The sequence below is a fragment of the Klebsiella planticola ATCC 33531 genome (genome assembly GCF_000735435.1).
Lineage (GTDB): Bacteria > Pseudomonadota > Gammaproteobacteria > Enterobacterales > Enterobacteriaceae > Klebsiella > Klebsiella planticola.
Genome location: NZ_JMPP01000015.1, coordinates 17807 through 35567, shown reverse-complemented (window position 1 = coordinate 35567; position 17761 = coordinate 17807). Strand labels below are relative to the sequence as shown.

The following is a 17761-nucleotide window of genomic DNA, read 5'->3' as shown; positions in this document are numbered from 1 at the left end:
AGTTGTTATGTCTGCCAAACATCCGGTGATTGCCGTCACGGGCTCCAGCGGCGCGGGAACCACGACCACCAGCCTCGCCTTTCGTAAAATTTTCGCACAGCTAAACCTGCGTGCCGCTGAGGTGGAAGGCGACAGCTTCCATCGCTATACCCGCCCGGAAATGGACATGGCGATCCGCAAAGCGCGCGATCAGGGGAAACACATCAGCTACTTCGGTCCGGAAGCCAACGACTTCGGTCTGTTGGAAAACACCTTCCTTGAGTACGGGCGTAACGGTAGCGGCCAGTCGCGCAAGTATTTGCATACCTATGATGAGGCGGTGCCGTGGAATCAGGTGCCGGGCACATTCACACCGTGGCAACCGCTACCGGAACCGACCGATGTCCTGTTTTATGAAGGGCTGCACGGCGGGGTTGTTACGCCGCAGTATAACGTCGCGCAGAATGTCGACCTGCTGGTCGGCGTGGTGCCTATCGTCAACCTGGAATGGATTCAGAAGCTCATCCGCGATACCAGTGAACGCGGCCACTCCCGTGAAGCGGTGATGGATTCCGTGGTCCGTTCAATGGAAGACTATATCAACTTCATTACGCCGCAGTTTTCGCGCACCCATATCAACTTCCAGCGCGTCCCCACTGTCGACACCTCCAACCCGTTTGCGGCGAAGGGCATTCCGTCATTGGATGAAAGCTTTGTGGTGATCCATTTCCGCAACCTGCAGGATATCGATTTCCCCTGGCTGCTGGCGATGCTGCAGGGGTCGTTTATCTCGCATATCAATACGCTGGTGGTGCCTGGCGGGAAAATGGGGCTGGCGATGGAGCTCATCATGACGCCGCTAGTCGAACGGCTGATGGAAGGGAAGAAAATCAGTTAACCACGTTAAAAAACCCCGAGCGCCTGGCGCTAAGCGGGGTTTTCGTCCTTCACTCACGGCTCCCGGATAAGGCGTTTGCGCCGCTCTCCGGGAAGGCTGCTTAGCCTTCCACCACTTCATAGGTGTGGGTGATATTCACCGCTTTTTGCAGCATCAGCGCCACCGAGCAGTATTTCTCCGCCGACAGATCCACCGCACGGGAAACGGCCGCCTCTTTCAGCTCCTTACCGGTGACGATAAAATGCATGTTGATATGGGTAAACAGGCGCGGCGCCTCTTCCCGACGTTCAGACGTCAGCTTGACTTCACAGTTGGTCACGTTGTGACGACCTTTCTGCAAAATAGACACGACATCGATCGCGCTACATCCGCCCGCCGCCATCAGCACCATCTCCATTGGGCTTGGCGCTTTATCTCCGGAGTTGCCGTCCATCAGAATCTGGTGACCTGACGCCGACTCTCCGATGAAGGTTAACCCTTCAACCCATTTCACACGAGCTTGCATAAAATTTAACTCCGAGGTTGCAATTTTCCTGACAGATTACGCGTACATAACAATTCTCGCAACGGAAGGCGACCTGCATCATGCTGAAGCGAGACACCAGGAGACATGCGGCAAAAGCTATGCTAAAACAGTCGGGATGCTACAGTATTACATTGATGTACTGCATGTATGCAGAGGAGTTCACATTACAGGCTGAAGAAAACTCACCAGCCGTTTCCCAGGCATAGGGAAACAATACGATTGCATGCCCGGATGCCGTGTAGTGTCGGCACCCGGAGATAGCTTATAACAGAGGATAACCGCGCATGGTGCTTGGCAAACCGCAAACAGACCCTACCCTCGAATGGTTCTTGTCTCATTGCCACATTCATAAGTACCCATCTAAAAGCACGCTGATCCACCAGGGTGAAAAAGCAGAAACGTTGTACTACATCGTCAAAGGCTCTGTGGCTGTGCTCATCAAGGATGAAGAAGGTAAAGAGATGATCCTCTCTTACCTCAACCAGGGCGATTTCATCGGTGAATTAGGCTTGTTTGAAGAAGGCCAGGAGCGTAGCGCCTGGGTACGTGCGAAAACCGCATGTGAAGTGGCCGAAATCTCCTACAAAAAATTCCGTCAGCTCATTCAGGTTAACCCGGATATCCTGATGCGCCTGTCGTCGCAGATGGCTCGCCGTCTGCAGGTGACCTCAGAAAAAGTGGGTAACCTTGCCTTCCTCGACGTCACCGGGCGCATCGCTCAGACGCTGTTGAACCTGGCAAAACAGCCGGATGCGATGACCCACCCTGATGGTATGCAAATTAAAATTACCCGTCAGGAAATTGGTCAGATCGTTGGCTGTTCCCGCGAAACCGTTGGCCGTATCCTGAAGATGCTGGAAGATCAGAACCTGATCTCCGCACACGGTAAAACTATCGTCGTATACGGTACGCGTTAAGTCGATAAAACGGCGTGTTGCTTGCGCAACACGCCGTTTTTGTTTTCCCTCTATGTGGCGCAGGCTGATTTACCACCCGGAAGTCAACTATGCACTGCGGCAAACGCTGGTGTTGTGTTTGCCTGTCGCAATCGGTCTCCTTCTCGGTCACTTACAGCAAGGTCTGCTGTTTTCGCTGGTGCCCGCCTGCTGTAACGTCGCCGGTCTGGATACGCCGCACAAACGCTTTTTTAAACGTCTGATTATTGGCGGCTCGCTGTTTGCCGGCTGTAGCCTGGTGGTCCAGCTTCTTCTTCAGCAGGATATCCCGCTGCCCTTGATTCTCAGCGGCCTGGCGCTACTGCTGGGCGTAACGGCGGAGATCAGCTCTCTGCACGCCAGGCTTCTGCCCGCGTCGTTAATTGCCGCAATCTTTACCCTGAGCCTTGCCGGGAACATGCCCGTCTGGGAGCCACTGCTGATCTACGCCCTCGGGACGCTGTGGTACGGCCTGTTTAACTGGTTCTGGTTTTGGCTATGGCGCGAGCAGCCGCTGCGCGAATCGCTGAGCCTGCTTTATCGCGAGCTGGCTAACTACTGCGAAGCCAAATACAGCCTGCTGACCCAGCATATCGATCCCACCACTTCACTGCCGCCGCTGCTCACGCGCCAGCAGAAGGTGGTGGACCTGATCACCCAATGCTACCAGCAGATGCATATGCTGGCGGCGAACCAGCGCAATGACCACAAGCGCCTGCTGCGGGCATTTCAGATGGCGCTGGATTTGCAGGAACATATCTCCGTCAGCCTGCACCAACCCGAAGAAGTACAAAAACTGGTAGAGCGCAGCCATGCCGAGGCGGTGATCCGCTGGAACGCACAAACCGTTGCCGCACGCCTGCGGGTGCTGGCCGATGACATTCTCTACCACCGCTACCCGCAACGCTTTCATATGGATAAGCAAATCGGCGCGCTGGAGAAAATCGCCTGGCAGCATCCGGACAACCCGGTAGGGCAGTTCTGCGCCTGGCACTTCAGCCGAATAGCCCGGGTGCTGCGTACCCAGCGCCCGCTGTATGCTCGCAACCTGATGGCGGATAAAGAGCGCCGTCTGCCGCTGCTGCCCGCGCTAAAGAGCTATCTCTCATTAAAATCGCCGGCGCTACGTAACGCTGCGCGTATCTGCGTGATGTTAACGGCCGCGAGCCTGATGGGAAGCGCCCTGAACCTTCCCAAGCCTTACTGGATCCTGATGACGGTGCTTTTTGTGACCCAAAACGGCTACGGCGCGACGCGGGTACGTATCGTCCATCGGGCGGCAGGTACACTTGCCGGTCTGGCTATCGCCGGCCTGGCGCTGCACTTTCACGTCCCGGAGGGTTATACGCTCTCCGCGATGCTGCTCGTCACGCTGCTGAGCTACCTGATTATTCGCAAGCATTATGGCTGGGCGATGGTTGGCTTTACCGTGACGGCGGTGTATACCCTGCAGCTTCTGACGCTCAACGGCGAGCAGTATATTGTCGCCAGGCTTATCGATACGCTTATCGGCTGCCTTATCGCCTTTGGCGGCATGGTCTGGCTATGGCCGCAATGGCAAAGCGGGCTACTGCGTAAAAACGCTCACGACGCGCTGGAAGCCGATCAGGAAGCGATCAGGCTAATTCTCAGCGACGATCATCAGGCCCCGGCGCTGGCCTATCGCCGGATGCGCGTCAATCAGGCACATAACTCGCTGTATAACTCGCTGAATCAGGCCATGCAGGAACCCGGTTTTAACACACATTATCTTGATGATATGAAACTGTGGGTCACCCACAGCCAGTTTATTGTTGAGCATATCAACGCCATGACCACCCTCGCCCGCGAGCACAATATGCTGACGCCGGAGCTGGCCCGGCGTTACCTGGAATCCTGTGAGATTGCGCTCCAGCGCTGTCAACAGCGGCTGGACTCCGACGGTCCCGGCAGCGCTGGCGATGTGAATATTATGGAGTCGCAGGATGTGGAGGTGAGCCGGGGCCCGTTAAGTACAATGGAGCAGCATCTGCAGCGGATCCTCGACCATCTGAACACCATGCACACCATCTCCTCGGTGGCATGGCGTCAGCGCCCGCATCACGGTATCTGGCTACGCGCGATTAAGCGTTAAGAACCTGCTTTATCGCCTGGGCAAAGCGGGCCATGCCTTCAGCAATATCCTTCTCGTCGATGACCAGCGAAGGGACAAAGCGCATCACATCCGGCCCGGCATTCAGCACCATCACGCCCGCATCTGCTGCGGCATAGAGAAAATCGCGTGCCCGGCCTTTATACTGCGGCTTAAGCTCCGCGCCAATCAACAGCCCCATACCGCGGATGTCGCTGAACAGGTCAAACTGCGCGTCAATTTGCTGGAGATGTTGCACAAACAGCTCGCGCTTCGCCTTCACGCCCTCCAGCACCTCCGGCGTATTAATCAGATCAAATGCCGCCCCGGCCACGGCGCAGGCCAGCGGGTTACCGCCGTAGGTCGAACCGTGGGAACCGGCGTGGAATGCGCTGGCAATATCACTGGTGGTCAGTACAGCGCTGATCGGGAAGCCGCCGCCCAGCGCTTTAGCGCTGGTAAGAATGTCTGGCGTCACGCCGTAGTGCATATATGCAAACAGCGAACCGGTACGCCCCATGCCGCACTGCACTTCATCAAACACCAGCAGCGCCTGATGCTCATCGCACAGTTCACGCAGTCCTTTCAGGAACGCCGGCGTCGCGGCCATCACCCCGCCTTCCCCCTGAATTGGCTCAACCACTACCGCACAGGTGTGGTCATCCATCACCGCCTTCACCGCATGCAGATCGTTAAACGGCACGTGGATAATGTCCGCCGGTTTCGGGCCGAAGCCATCAGAATATTTTGGCTGCCCGCCCACCGATACCGTGAACAGCGAACGGCCGTGGAAGGCATTATGGAAGGCGATGATTTTGGTCTTATACGGGCTGTGACGGGTAATGGTGTAGTGGCGCGCCAGCTTGAACGCCGTTTCGTTCGCTTCGGTGCCGGAGTTCATGAACACCACGCGCTCGGCGAAGGTGGCATCCACCAGCTTGCGGCCCAGACGCAGCGCCGGCTCGTTGGTAAAGACATTGCTGGTATGCCACAAGGTTTCTCCCTGCTCATGCAGCGCCGCGACCAGAGCCGGATGACAATGCCCTAACGCCGTCACCGCAATCCCGCCGGCGAAATCAACGTACTCTTTGCCCTGCTGATCCCAAACGCGGCTACCTTTACCTTTGACCGGGATGAATTCTGCCGGTGCATAAATCGGCAAAATAACTTCATCGAATGTGGCGCGGGTAATTACCGGTTGCTCAGTTGCCATGTCATGCCATCCTTCTTCGTTATGCGGTCATTATTGTGATAATATAATCACAAAATATGCATAAAAAATCAGTCAATGGCAACTACAAATCACCGGTTGAGGAAGTTTGCCAGCAGCTGATGTCCCTGCTCGCTGAGAATACTCTCCGGGTGGAACTGTACCCCTTCGAGATCCCACTCCCGATGGCGAATGGCCATAATCTCCCCGCTTTCGCTGCGGGCCGTCACCTCAAAACATTCGGGAAGCGTCGCGGGATCAATCAGCAGAGAGTGGTAGCGAGTGACGGTCAGCGGATTATTCAGCCCCTGAAAGACCCCCTGCCCGTTATGATGGATGGGGGAAGTCTTGCCGTGCATCACTTTCGCCGCTCTCACGATAGTGGCCCCAAAGACCTGGGCGATAGCCTGATGGCCAAGACAAACGCCCAGCAGCGGAATCTGACCGGCATAACGGGCAATCACCGCCAGCGAAATGCCTGACTCATTTGGTGTACAGGGCCCGGGAGAGATCACGATTTTCTCCGGCAGCAACGCCGCTATCTCCTCAAGCGTCAGCTCATCATTACGCCTGACCAGCACTTCCGCCCCCAGTTCACAGAAGTACTGGTACAAGTTCCAGGTGAAAGAATCATAGTTGTCGATAAGCAGGATCATAGCGGCTCCGGAAAGAATAAAACCGGGCTATTCTACTCAGATTCTCACGCTTCGCTTACCACTTTGCGAAAGATCCGCTCAAGGGGTTCGGGATCGCCCATCGCCCCCAGCTGGTTAGCCTGGCTCCAGGTATCGGGGTCGATATCCCGCCAGTCGAGCACAAACCCGGCGTGAAGAGCCAACTGTTCAAAGAAAATCCGCTGAACCAGGCCGCTACCGACGCGAAACGGGTGCAGGACGTTGATTTCCCCGTAGTACCAGCTCAGACGCGTGACAAACGTCGCGCGGCTGATTCCGCTGAGATAGTCCTCGTCCTCCAGCGCCCGCATCAGCGCATTGCCCTCTTTCTCAATCCACGCAAAATGACAGAAAGGGGTATCACCCTGATAGATATCGACTTCTCTGAATTGCCCCGCCCAGTCGAAGATATCCTGATACAGCTGATGATGAATGAAACAGAGGTAAGGTAGCCCGCGGCCACGCGGTCCCAGCGGCAGCGTCGCCGCACGCAGGGAGGTGATTTCCCAGGCCGTTTGCTCCAGCCGCTGCGCCTGACGAATGCCGAGACGGTTACGCATCACATTGAGCGCAGGGTAGAGGTAAGGGTCGCGATCGTCGCCATATTTACTGCTCATGACGCCTCCTGATCTCGGCGACACGCGCCAGCGCTTGTTCGGCAGTCAGCGTCACCAGCGGGATCGCTGCGCCCTCAAGGCGACGGCTGGCCTGAAAATTCACATTGCGGGTCTGTTCCCAGAGTTGGGATTTTTGCTTATCGGTGAGTGAACGCATGGTCGCCTCCCTTATCGTCCCCTGTTTGCCACAAGTATAAGCAGCAATTTCGGGTTACGCAGAGAGGCCGATGTGGCGCGGGCGATGTTACCCGCGCACAGAAAGGCTTACGGCAGGACTTTCGCTGAGAGGATGACGACAGGTTTGGACGGTACATTCTGGTACGGTCCGACGTTGTGCGTCTGAACCTGAGAAATCTTATCCGCCACGTCCATGCCTTTCACCACTTTGCCGAAGACCGCATAGCCAAAATCACGCTGCCCGTGGTCAAGGAAGGCGTTGTCCGCAATGTTAATGAAGAACTGGCTGGTCGCGCTGTCCTGATCGGCGGTACGCGCCATCGCGATAGTGCCGCGGGTATTGCGCAGACCGTTATCGGCTTCGTTTTTAATCGGCGGGTTCGGCTGCTTTTGCTGCATCTGTTCGTTGAAGCCGCCGCCCTGCACCATGAAGCCCGGAATCACGCGATGGAAGGTGGTGTTGTTATAGAAGCCGCTGTTCACGTACTTCAGGAAGTTATCCACGGAAATCGGTGCTTTCTGGCTATTTAACTCCAGCTCAATATTGCCCGCAGACGTCGTCAGCAGTACATGAGGATCGCCCTTCGCTGCCATTGCCGGAGAGAAAGCTGAAATGGCGAAAACGGCAACCACCGCCGCCAGAGTTGATTTGAGCATGGGAATTCCTTAACGGAGCAGAATAAAAAGCAAGTGCTTTGATTCTAAAGAGCCTTTGCATCCTGGGCCAGCCTTTTACCTAATTTTACGTAGCTGAAACAGTTGTTACGGCGCACGCCTTGACCAGCGCGATCAATAAAAGCGATCCAAATCACACTAATCTATGCAAAAAGCATTTCATTGCATAATAAACGTTTGCTTACATCACTCGAATGAATAAAATCTGTCCGCCCTGGCGCAGTCAATGCGCTTTACATTTCTATTCACAGGCCAGTCATGACTAACAGCAATCGTATCAAGCTCACATGGATCAGCTTCTTTTCCTACGCCCTCACCGGCGCGCTGGTGATCGTCACCGGAATGGTGATGGGAAATATCGCCGATTATTTCCATTTGCCCGTCTCCAGCATGAGCAACACCTTTACTTTCCTCAACGCCGGTATCCTGATCTCTATCTTCCTGAACGCCTGGCTGATGGAAATTGTGCCGCTGAAAACCCAGCTGCGTTTTGGCTTCATTCTGATGGTACTGGCCGTTGCCGGGCTGATGTTTAGCCACAGCCTGGCTCTGTTCTCCGCGTCCATGTTCGTTCTGGGACTGGTCAGCGGGATCACCATGTCGATCGGGACCTTCCTGATCACCCACATGTATGAAGGCCGCCAGCGTGGCGCGCGTCTGCTGTTTACCGACTCCTTCTTCAGCATGGCGGGGATGATCTTCCCGATGGTCGCCGCATTCCTGTTGGCCCGCAGCATTGAGTGGTACTGGGTTTATGCCTGCATTGGTCTGGTCTACGTTGCCATCTTTATTCTGACCTTCGGCTGTGAGTTCCCGGTTCTTGGCAAAAAAGGGCAGCAGGACAACCAGCCGGTCGTGAAAGAAAAATGGGGCATCGGCGTGCTGTTCCTCGCCATTGCGGCGCTGTGCTACATCCTCGGTCAGCTGGGCTTTATCTCCTGGGTACCGGAGTATGCCAAGACCCTGGGCATGAGCCTGGCCGATGGCGGTAAGCTGGTGAGTGATTTCTGGATGTCGTACATGATTGGCATGTGGTCGTTCAGCTTCATCCTGCGCTTCTTCGACCTGCAGCGGATCCTGACCGTCCTGGCTGGTCTCGCCACCGTGCTGATGTACCTGTTCATCAACGGTTCACCGGAGCATATGCCGTGGTTTATTCTGACCCTCGGCTTCTTCTCCAGCGCGATTTACACCTCGCTTATTACGCTGGGTTCGCTACAAACCAAAGTCGCGTCGCCGAAACTGGTGAACTTTGTACTGACCTGCGGCACCATCGGCACAATGCTGACCTTCGTGGTGACCGGTCCGATTGTGGCTGCCAGCGGCCCGCTGGCAGCGCTGCACACCGCTAACGGCCTCTACGCCGTCGTCTTTGTGATGTGCTTAATCCTTGGCTTCGTCTCCCGCCACCGCCAGCACAATGCGGCGGCGGCCTCCCACTAAGCCTTTGTTGGCCCCTTTGCGTCAGTGAAGGGGCTGTTTCGGCTAAAGAACAGCTCCTCTCCTCCTCTGTCGGTCTGGATCCAGGTCTGTGCCAGTTGCGTTGTGGCAATTACCCGTCCCTGACGAATCGACCAGCGAACCGGCACCTGGCAGCGAACCGCTTCAAAACCATTCTCCGCCGGTAGAATAACCAGATTTGCGGGATAGCCCGGCACAATGCCGTAATCGTGCAGGCCAAAGGTGCGGGCGCTGTTGTCGGTAATCAGCTTCAGCCCATCGTTAATCTGCTGATAGCCCATCAGCTGACAGACATGCAACCCCATATGCAGCACCTGCAGCATATTGCCAGTACCCAGCGGGTACCACGGGTCGAAAACATCATCGTGGCCGAAACAGACATTAATGCCCGCCGCCATCAGCTCCTTCACCCGGGTGATGCCACGGCGCTTTGGATAATCGTCAAAACGCCCCTGAAGATGAATATTCACCAGCGGGTTAGCGACAAAGTTGATTCCCGAGAGCTTCAGTAACCGAAACAACCGCGAAGTATAGGCGCCGTTATAGGAGTGCATCGCGGTGGTATGGCTGGCCGTAACCCGTGGGCCAATCCCCTCTTTCAACGCCAGAGCCGCCACCGTTTCGACAAACCGCGACTGCTCGTCGTCAATCTCATCGCAGTGAATATCCAGCGGACGCTGATACTGCTGCGCCAGACGGAACGCGATATGCAGCGATTCCACGCCATACTCGCGAGTAAACTCAAAGTGCGGAATGGCGCCGACCACATCGGCCCCGAGTCGCAGGGCCTCCTCCAGCAAGGCCTCACCATTGGGGTAGGATAAGATCCCCTCCTGGGGGAAGGCGACTATCTGCAAATCTACCCATGGCGCTACCTCCTGTTTCACCTCCAGCATCGCCTTTAATGCCGTCAACGTCGGGTCAGACACGTCAACGTGCGTCCGGACAAACTGAATCCCGTTGCCGATTTGCCATTTCAGCGTCTTCCACGCCCGGGCCTTCACATCTTCGTGACTCAACAGCGCCTTACGCTCTGCCCAGCGCTCAATCCCCTCGAACAGCGTCCCGGACTGGTTCCAGTTTGGCTCGCCGGCAGTTTGGGTGGTATCGAGATGAATATGCGGTTCAATAAATGGTGGAATCGCGAGCCCGCCGCGGGCGTTGAGCACTTCATAACTTTCGCTGCGCGCATCGCCCATCGGGGTGATATCACCAAAACAGCCTTTATCTATCGCGATCTGCCACAGCCCTTCGCGGTCAGGCAAACGTACGTTCTCAATCAACCAAAGCGGAACTGCTGTCATCTTGATGACTCCCGTGAATATTGCCGTTTTTTCGCCCAACCCATGAACGTTCCCCCGCATCCATTTTGTACACAAAAGCAACAGCGAGGAAAAGCCTGAGTTTTCCATAACTTATAAAAATCCAGGAAAATCATAAGCATACCCATTAAGTGGTAGGCGCGGGCGTTCTTGATTTGTATCAATAAGTGTCCTGGCTGAATCGTTAAGGTAGGCGGTAATAGAAAAGAAATCGAGGCAAAAATGAGCAAAGTCAGAATCGCTATTATCGGTAACGGCATGGTTGGCCATCGCTTTATCGAAGAGCTTCTTGATAAGGCGCCTGCCGGACAGTTCGACATTACCGTGTTCTGTGAAGAACCCCGTATCGCTTACGACCGCGTCCACCTGTCGTCTTACTTCTCCCATCACACCGCCGAAGAGCTCTCGCTGGTCCGTGAAGGTTTTTACGAGAAACATGGCGTTAAAGTCCTGATCGGTGAACGCGCTATTACCATTAACCGCCAGGAGAAAGTGATTCACTCCAGCGCGGGACGCACCGTATTTTACGACAAGCTGGTGATGGCGACGGGCTCCTATCCGTGGATCCCGCCAATCAAAGGCGCGGACACTCAGGACTGCTTTGTGTACCGCACCATTGAAGATCTGAACGCGATTGAATCCTGCGCGCGTCGCAGCAAACGCGGCGCCGTAGTCGGCGGCGGCCTGCTGGGCCTCGAAGCTGCCGGCGCGCTGAAGAACCTCGGCGTGGAAACCCACGTCATCGAATTTGCGCCCATGCTGATGGCCGAACAGCTGGATAATATGGGTGGCGAGCAGCTCAAGCGTAAAATCGAAAGTATGGGCGTGAAGGTCCATACCAGCAAAAACACCAAAGAGATTGTCCAGCAGGGCAGCGAGGCCAGAAAAACCATGCAGTTCGCCGATGGCAGCGAGCTGCAGGTCGATTTTATCGTCTTCTCCACCGGTATTCGTCCACGCGACAAGCTGGCGACCCAGTGCGGTCTGGCCGTGGCGCAGCGCGGCGGTATCGTGGTCAATGACACCTGCCAGACTTCCGATCCGGATATCTATGCTATCGGCGAATGCGCCAGCTGGAACAACCGCGTCTACGGTCTGGTGGCGCCGGGTTATAAAATGGCCCAGGTGACCGTCGACCATCTCCTCGGCAACGACAACCGCTTCATCGGGGCCGATCTCAGCGCTAAACTGAAGCTGCTTGGCGTTGACGTGGGCGGCATCGGCGATGCGCATGGCCGCACGCCTGGCGCCCGCAGCTACGTCTATCTTGATGAAAGCAAAGAAGTCTACAAACGACTGATCGTCAGCGAAGACAATAAAACTCTGCTTGGCGCGGTGCTGGTCGGTGACACCAGCGATTACGGCAATCTGCTGCAGCTGGTGCTCAACGGCATTGAACTGCCGGAAAACCCGGACTCGCTGATTCTGCCGGCACACGCAGGCAGCGGTAAGCCGTCAATCGGCGTCGATAAACTGCCGGACAGCGCGCAAATCTGTTCCTGCTTCGACGTGACCAAAGGGATGCTGATTTCCGCCATCAACAAAGGCTGCCATACCGTCGCCGCGCTGAAAGCAGAAACCAAAGCCGGTACCGGCTGCGGCGGCTGTATTCCGCTGGTGACCCAGGTGCTGAACGCGGAGCTGGCGAAACAGGGGATCGAAGTGAACCACAATCTGTGCGAACACTTTGCCTACTCCCGCCAGGAGCTGTTCCACCTGATTCGCGTAGAAGGGATTAAAACCTTCGAAGAGCTGCTGGCGAAACACGGAAAAGGCTACGGCTGCGAAGTGTGTAAACCGACCGTTGGCTCGCTGTTGGCCTCCTGCTGGAATGAGTACATTCTCAAGCCTCAGCATACGCCGCTGCAGGACACGAACGATAATTTCCTCGCCAACATCCAGAAAGACGGGACCTATTCGGTTATCCCGCGCTCCGCCGGCGGCGAAATTACGCCGGAAGGCCTGGTGGCCGTAGGGCGCATCGCGCGCGAATATAACCTCTACACTAAAATCACCGGTTCACAGCGTATCGGCCTGTTCGGCGCACAAAAAGACGACCTGCCGGAAATCTGGCGTCAGCTGATTGAAGCGGGCTTCGAAACCGGCCACGCGTATGCCAAAGCGCTGCGTATGGCGAAAACCTGCGTCGGCAGCACCTGGTGCCGCTACGGCGTCGGCGACAGCGTGGGCTTCGGCGTCGAGCTGGAAAACCGCTACAAAGGCATCCGTACGCCGCACAAAATGAAGTTTGGCGTCTCCGGCTGCACCCGTGAATGTGCGGAAGCGCAGGGGAAAGACGTCGGCATTATCGCTACCGAGAAAGGCTGGAACCTGTACGTCTGCGGGAACGGCGGGATGAAGCCGCGCCACGCCGACCTGCTGGCCGCCGATCTCGATCGCGAAACGCTGCTCAGCTATCTCGATCGCTTTATGATGTTCTATATCCGTACCGCCGATAAGCTGACGCGTACCGCGCCGTGGTTAGACAACATGGAAGGCGGCATCGACTACCTGCGTAGCGTCATTATCGACGACAAGCTGGGCCTGAACGCCCACCTGGAAGAAGAGCTGGCGCGTCTGCGTGCCGCTGTCGCCTGCGAGTGGACCGAGACGGTCAACAATCCGGCGGCACAAACCCGCTTCAAACATTTTATCAACAGCAACCAGCGCGACCCGAATGTACAGGTCGTACCGGAACGCGAGCAGCACCGTCCGGCAACGCCGTATGAGCGTATCCCGGTCACTCTGGTGGAGGAGAACGCATGAGCCAGTGGGTAAACATCTGCAAGATTGACGATATTCTGCCTGCAACCGGCGTCTGTGCGCTGCTGGGCCAGCAGCAGGTCGCCCTGTTCCGGCCTTACCATGACGATCGGGTCTATGCGATCAGCAATATCGACCCGTTCTTCAACGCCAGCGTGCTGTCGCGAGGCATCATTGCTGAACATGAGGGTGAGCTGTGGGTCGCCAGCCCATTGAAGAAACAGCGCTTCCGTCTGCGCGACGGCCTGTGCATGGAAGATGCAAGCCACTCCATTGCACATTTCGATGCGCGCGTGAAAGACGGCAACGTTCAGCTGAAGGCATGATGCCCTGAGGTTCCCGCCGCGCTCCGGCGGGAACCATATTTTCTTCTTATGCCAACTAAGCGGTAGGCGCCCGAAAAATCGTATATTGTGCTAACCCTCTGCTGCTATGCTACGACCGCTTACCCCTCTCCCACTGCTTGCTGCGAGGATGTTCCGTGGATCACTTACCTATTTTCTGTCAGCTGCGCGGCCGCGACTGCTTACTGGTCGGCGGCGGTGATGTTGCCGAACGCAAGGCACGCCTGCTGCTTGATGCCGGCGCCAGAGTCACGGTCAACGCGCTGGTGTTCTCGCCGCAGTTCCATGCGTGGGCTGATTCGCAGATGCTGACCCTGGTGCAAGCGCCGTTTAACCCGGCGCTTCTCGACACCTGCTGGCTGGCCATCGCCGCCACCGACGATGAGGATGTCAATCAGCGGGTCAGCGACGCGGCAGAGGCACGGCGGATATTCTGTAACGTGGTGGATGCGCCGCAGCAGGCCAGTTTTATTATGCCGTCGATCATTGACCGCTCGCCGCTGATGGTCGCCGTCTCCTCTGGCGGTACCTCACCGGTGCTGGCGCGGCTGCTGCGGGAAAAGCTGGAGTCGATTCTGCCGCTCCACTTAGGCCAGCTGGCCCACTATGCCGGCCAGCTGCGTTCGCGGGTGAAAAAACAGTTTGCGACGGTCGGCGAACGTCGACGTTTCTGGGAAAAGTTGTTCGTCAACGACCGTCTGGCGCAATCGCTGGCCAATGAAGACCGCCAGGCCGTTGCCGATACTACCGAGCAACTGTTAACGGAGCCGCTGGATCATCGTGGCGAAGTGGTGCTGGTCGGCGCCGGTCCCGGCGATGCCGGGCTGCTGACCCTCAAAGGGCTCCAGCAGATTCAGCAGGCGGACGTCGTGGTGTATGACCGTCTGGTTTCTGACGACATTATGAATCTGGTACGTCGCGACGCCGATCGGATTTTCGTCGGCAAACGCGCGGGCTATCACTGCGTACCCCAGGAAGAGATTAACCAGATCCTGCTGCGCGAGGCGCAGAACGGACGTCGCGTGGTGCGCCTGAAAGGCGGCGATCCCTTTATTTTTGGCCGCGGCGGCGAAGAGCTGGAAACCCTGTGCAACGCCGGAATCCCCTTCTCGGTGGTGCCAGGAATTACCGCGGCTTCAGGCTGTTCCGCCTATTCAGGTATCCCGTTGACCCATCGCGATTTCGCCCAGGGCGTCCGCCTGATCACCGGCCATCTGAAGACCGGCGGCGAGCTGGATTGGGAAAACCTGGCGGTAGAGAAGCAGACGCTGGTGTTTTATATGGGGCTGAACCAGGCCTCTGCTATCCGGGAGAACCTGATTGCTCACGGCATGGCGGCGGATATGCCCGCGGCTATCGTTGAAAACGGTACGGCGGTCAGCCAAAGAGTGGTCGCCGGCACCTTAGATCAGCTGGATATTCTGGCGCAGCAGATGGCCAGCCCGGCGCTGATTATCGTTGGCCGCGTGGTCAGCCTGCGCGACAAGCTGAACTGGTTCTCACATCACTGATACTGACGTTCCGGGTTCAGCTCGCGAATGCTGAGAAACTGACCGGCAAACGTCGCATACGCTTAACATGCAAAAGGGCGGGATTTACCCGCCCTTTTCTGTTTATCGTCCGGCTATCGCTTACGGCTTAGCCACAAAACCAATGGCTTCATAGACTGCTTTCAGCGTTTGCGACGCACGAGCGCTGGCTTTTTCAGCCCCGTCTTTCATCACCTGATTGAGGAACGCTTCGTCGTTACGGAAGCGGTTATAGCGCTCCTGCAGCTCCAGCAGCATACCGGACACCGCATCAGCCACTTCGCCTTTCAGGTGACCATACATTTTGCCTTCGAAATGCTGCTCCAGCTCCGCGATGCTCTGACCGGTAACCCCGGAAAGAATATCCAGCAGGTTGGAGACACCGGCTTTATTCTGCTGGTCATAGCGGACAACAGGCGGCTCATCGGAGTCCGTCACGGCGCGCTTGATCTTTTTCACCACCGATTTCGGGTCTTCCAGCAGACCGATCACGTTATTGCGGTTGTCGTCTGACTTGGACATTTTCTTTGTCGGTTCAAGCAAGGACATCACGCGGGCACCGGATGCAGGAATAAACGGCTCAGGCACTTTAAACACCTCGCCGTAAAGAGCGTTGAAGCGCTGCGCGATATCGCGGCTCAGCTCCAGGTGCTGTTTCTGATCTTCGCCAACCGGAACCTGGTTGGTCTGATACAGCAGAATGTCCGCCGCCATCAGCACCGGATAGTCAAACAGACCGGCGTTAATGTTTTCCGAATAGCGCGCAGATTTGTCTTTGAACTGAGTCATCCGGCTCAGTTCACCGAAATAGGTGTAGCAGTTCAGCGCCCAGCCCAGCTGTGCGTGTTCCGGCACGTGCGACTGAACGAAGATGGTGCTTTTCTCCGGGTCGATACCACATGCCAGGTAAAGCGCCAGAGTATCCAGCGTCGCTTTACGCAGTTTCTCAGGATCCTGACGCGCGGTGATGGCATGCAAATCCACGATGCAGTAGATGCAGTGATAATCATCCTGCATGCTCACCCATTGACGCAGCGCACCCATATAGTTGCCAATGGTCAATTCACCTGAGGGCTGTGCGCCACTAAAAACGATGGGCTTAGTCATTTTTCAATTCCTGAGTTTCACTGTACGGTAGCCCGAGAGCGGGCAAGAGTTCATTAAATTGGTCGAAGATGTAGTCCGGTTCGCTGAGCGCGATCGACTCGCCGTAGTTATACCCGTAGGTCAGTCCGACAGAGCTGCAGCCAGCGGCTTTAGCCGCCTGAATATCATTACGTGAATCGCCAACGAACAGCAGCTCAGCAGGCGCCAGACCCAGCTTCTGCGCCACAAGCAGCAGCGGATCCGGATGTGGTTTTTTATTCTTCACATCATCGCCACCGATGACGACCGTAAAATATTTCGCGATATCCAACGCTGCCAGAATTGGCGCAACGAACGGCGTCGGCTTGTTGGTCACCAGCGCCAGCGGCAGGCCTTTCGCATGTAGTGCGCCAAGCGTATCAGCCACTGCCGGGAACAGAAAACTGCCTTCTTCCGCCGCTTCAGCATAGTAGCGATCGAACAGCTTACGCAGCACCATCAGCTGCTCTGCCCGTGGAATATCGTCATGATCGACGGAGGGTTTCCCCATTGCAGCACGCTGGGTTGCGCGTTCCTGACGCGCCCAGCTCAGGGCCCGCTCCATCAGAACATCCGCACCGTTGCCGATCCAGGTTACGACGCGCGCCTCGCCCGCCATCGGCAGCTCCAGCGCATAGAGCGCGCTATCAACCGCAGCCGTCAAACCCGGTGCGCTGTCGACCAGCGTGCCGTCAAGGTCAAAGGCGACACCGCGAACAGAGTGTAATTTATCCATGACTAACCTTTGCTAATTCACTACGCATTTGATCAATAACCTCCTTGTAGTCAGGACGGTCGAATATCGCGGAGCCGGCAACAAACATATCTGCGCCTGCCGCCGCAATGTCCGCAATATTGCTGACCTTCACGCCGCCGTCGACTTCCAGACGAATGTCATAACCCGACGCATCGATGCGCTGGCGCACTTCGCGCAGTTTATCCAGCGTCTGGGGGATGAAGGACTGACCGCCGAAACCTGGGTTAACGGACATCAGCAGGATAACGTCCAGCTTATCCATCACATAATCAAGGTAACTCAGCGGCGTGGCCGGGTTAAACACCAGACCGGCTTTACAGCCATGTTCTTTGATGAGCTGCAGGCTGCGATCGACGTGCTCAGAGGCTTCCGGATGGAAGGTGATAATGCTGGCGCCCGCCGCGGCGAAATCAGGGATGATGCGGTCGACCGGTTTCACCATCAGGTGCACGTCGATCGGGGCGGTGATGCCATAGTTGCGTAGTGCTTTCAGCACCATAGGGCCGATGGTCAGATTCGGCACGTAGTGGTTGTCCATCACGTCAAAGTGCACAACGTCCGCACCTGCAGCCAGCGCTTTGGCGGTATCCTCGCCCAGGCGGGCAAAATCAGCCGACAGAATCGAAGGGGCAATCAAATACTGCTTCATCCGCATCTCC

17 protein-coding genes are annotated in these 17761 nt (G+C 56.5%); 7 read left to right on the top strand and 10 right to left on the bottom strand.

Translation table 11 applies throughout. The features are described from left to right. Positions 1-7 precede the first annotated feature (7 nt). Positions 8-877, top strand: a complete 870-nt coding sequence (locus GRPL_RS19150) for a phosphoribulokinase (protein WP_032690472.1) — start codon at positions 8-10, stop codon at positions 875-877. Positions 878-977: 100 nt separating this feature from the next. On the opposite strand, the gene GRPL_RS19155 is transcribed toward GRPL_RS19150, so the two are convergent. Continuing rightward, on the bottom strand, positions 978-1382 hold the full coding sequence (locus tag GRPL_RS19155; protein ID WP_032690471.1) for an OsmC family protein: 405 nt from the start codon (positions 1380-1382) through the stop codon (positions 978-980). 305 nt (positions 1383-1687) lie between these two features. Here GRPL_RS19155 and crp point away from each other — a divergent pair, with 305 nt between their 5' ends. Both crp and GRPL_RS19165 read left to right on the top strand, forming a co-directional pair. After that, complete coding sequence (crp, locus tag GRPL_RS19160) at positions 1688-2320, top strand: cAMP-activated global transcriptional regulator CRP (RefSeq protein WP_000242758.1); 633 nt, start codon at positions 1688-1690, stop codon at positions 2318-2320. A 52-nt stretch (positions 2321-2372) separates the two neighbouring features. Beyond that, entirely contained in the window at positions 2373-4451 is a 2079-nt protein-coding gene (locus tag GRPL_RS19165) for a YccS/YhfK family putative transporter (RefSeq protein WP_032698708.1), read from the top strand. Here GRPL_RS19165 and argD read toward each other — a convergent pair. The 5 genes from argD to ppiA form a co-directional block, all read right to left on the bottom strand. Beyond that, positions 4441-5661, bottom strand: a complete 1221-nt coding sequence (argD, locus tag GRPL_RS19170; protein ID WP_032696889.1) for a bifunctional acetylornithine/succinyldiaminopimelate transaminase — start codon at positions 5659-5661, stop codon at positions 4441-4443. The genes GRPL_RS19165 and argD overlap by 11 nt on opposite strands. An 89-nt stretch (positions 5662-5750) precedes the next feature. Beyond that, the gene (pabA, locus tag GRPL_RS19175; RefSeq protein WP_032698707.1) at positions 5751-6314 is read right to left on the bottom strand and encodes an aminodeoxychorismate synthase component 2; all 564 of its coding nucleotides are present in this window, start codon (positions 6312-6314) and stop codon (positions 5751-5753) included. 44 nt (positions 6315-6358) lie between these two features. Continuing rightward, positions 6359-6949 carry a putative adenosine monophosphate-protein transferase Fic gene (locus tag GRPL_RS19180; protein WP_032698705.1) on the bottom strand — a complete coding sequence of 197 codons (591 nt, stop codon included), beginning with the start codon at positions 6947-6949 and terminating at the stop codon, positions 6359-6361. Further along, positions 6939-7106, bottom strand: a complete 168-nt coding sequence (locus tag GRPL_RS26595; protein ID WP_049267913.1) for a YhfG family protein — start codon at positions 7104-7106, stop codon at positions 6939-6941. The genes GRPL_RS19180 and GRPL_RS26595 overlap by 11 nt, the downstream gene beginning before the upstream one ends. Positions 7107-7213: 107 nt before the next feature. After that, complete coding sequence (gene ppiA, locus GRPL_RS19185; protein ID WP_004868429.1) at positions 7214-7783, bottom strand: peptidylprolyl isomerase A; 570 nt, start codon at positions 7781-7783, stop codon at positions 7214-7216. A gap of 276 nt (positions 7784-8059) precedes the next feature. On the opposite strand from ppiA, the gene tsgA reads away from it, so the two are divergent. After that, the gene (tsgA, locus tag GRPL_RS19190; protein ID WP_032690466.1) at positions 8060-9244 is read left to right on the top strand and encodes an MFS transporter TsgA; all 1185 of its coding nucleotides are present in this window, start codon (positions 8060-8062) and stop codon (positions 9242-9244) included. Here the strand turns inward: tsgA and GRPL_RS19195 are convergent. Beyond that, positions 9241-10566 carry a cytosine deaminase gene (locus tag GRPL_RS19195; protein ID WP_032690465.1) on the bottom strand — a complete coding sequence of 442 codons (1326 nt, stop codon included), beginning with the start codon at positions 10564-10566 and terminating at the stop codon, positions 9241-9243. The genes tsgA and GRPL_RS19195 overlap by 4 nt on opposite strands. 240 nt (positions 10567-10806) lie before the next feature. Between GRPL_RS19195 and nirB the strand changes: the two genes are divergently transcribed. The 3 genes from nirB to cysG all read left to right on the top strand — a co-directional run bounded on the left by nirB (position 10807) and on the right by cysG (position 15202). Next, the gene (nirB, locus tag GRPL_RS19200; protein ID WP_004868435.1) at positions 10807-13350 is read left to right on the top strand and encodes a nitrite reductase large subunit NirB; all 2544 of its coding nucleotides are present in this window, start codon (positions 10807-10809) and stop codon (positions 13348-13350) included. Continuing rightward, a complete protein-coding gene (nirD, locus tag GRPL_RS19205; protein WP_004868437.1) occupies positions 13347-13673 on the top strand; it encodes a nitrite reductase small subunit NirD in 327 nt (108 codons plus the stop codon). Before nirB ends, nirD begins: the two co-directional genes overlap by 4 nt. Positions 13674-13828: 155 nt before the next feature. Then, positions 13829-15202, top strand: a complete 1374-nt coding sequence (gene cysG, locus GRPL_RS19210) for a siroheme synthase CysG (RefSeq protein WP_032690464.1) — start codon at positions 13829-13831, stop codon at positions 15200-15202. 120 nt (positions 15203-15322) lie between these two features. Here cysG and trpS read toward each other — a convergent pair whose 3' ends face one another. From trpS to rpe, 3 genes are read right to left on the bottom strand one after another with little or no spacing between them, the layout of a single operon-like run. Continuing rightward, positions 15323-16327, bottom strand: coding sequence for a tryptophan--tRNA ligase (trpS, locus tag GRPL_RS19215; RefSeq protein WP_032696893.1), 1005 nt, complete (start codon positions 16325-16327; stop codon positions 15323-15325). After that, positions 16320-17081 (bottom strand): phosphoglycolate phosphatase, encoded by a 762-nt coding sequence (gph, locus tag GRPL_RS19220; protein WP_032696894.1) that lies wholly within the window; start codon positions 17079-17081, stop codon positions 16320-16322. The genes trpS and gph overlap by 8 nt, the downstream gene beginning before the upstream one ends. Next, entirely contained in the window at positions 17074-17751 is a 678-nt protein-coding gene (rpe, locus tag GRPL_RS19225) for a ribulose-phosphate 3-epimerase (RefSeq protein ID WP_004868444.1), read from the bottom strand. The genes gph and rpe overlap by 8 nt, the downstream gene beginning before the upstream one ends. Positions 17752-17761 lie beyond the last annotated feature (10 nt).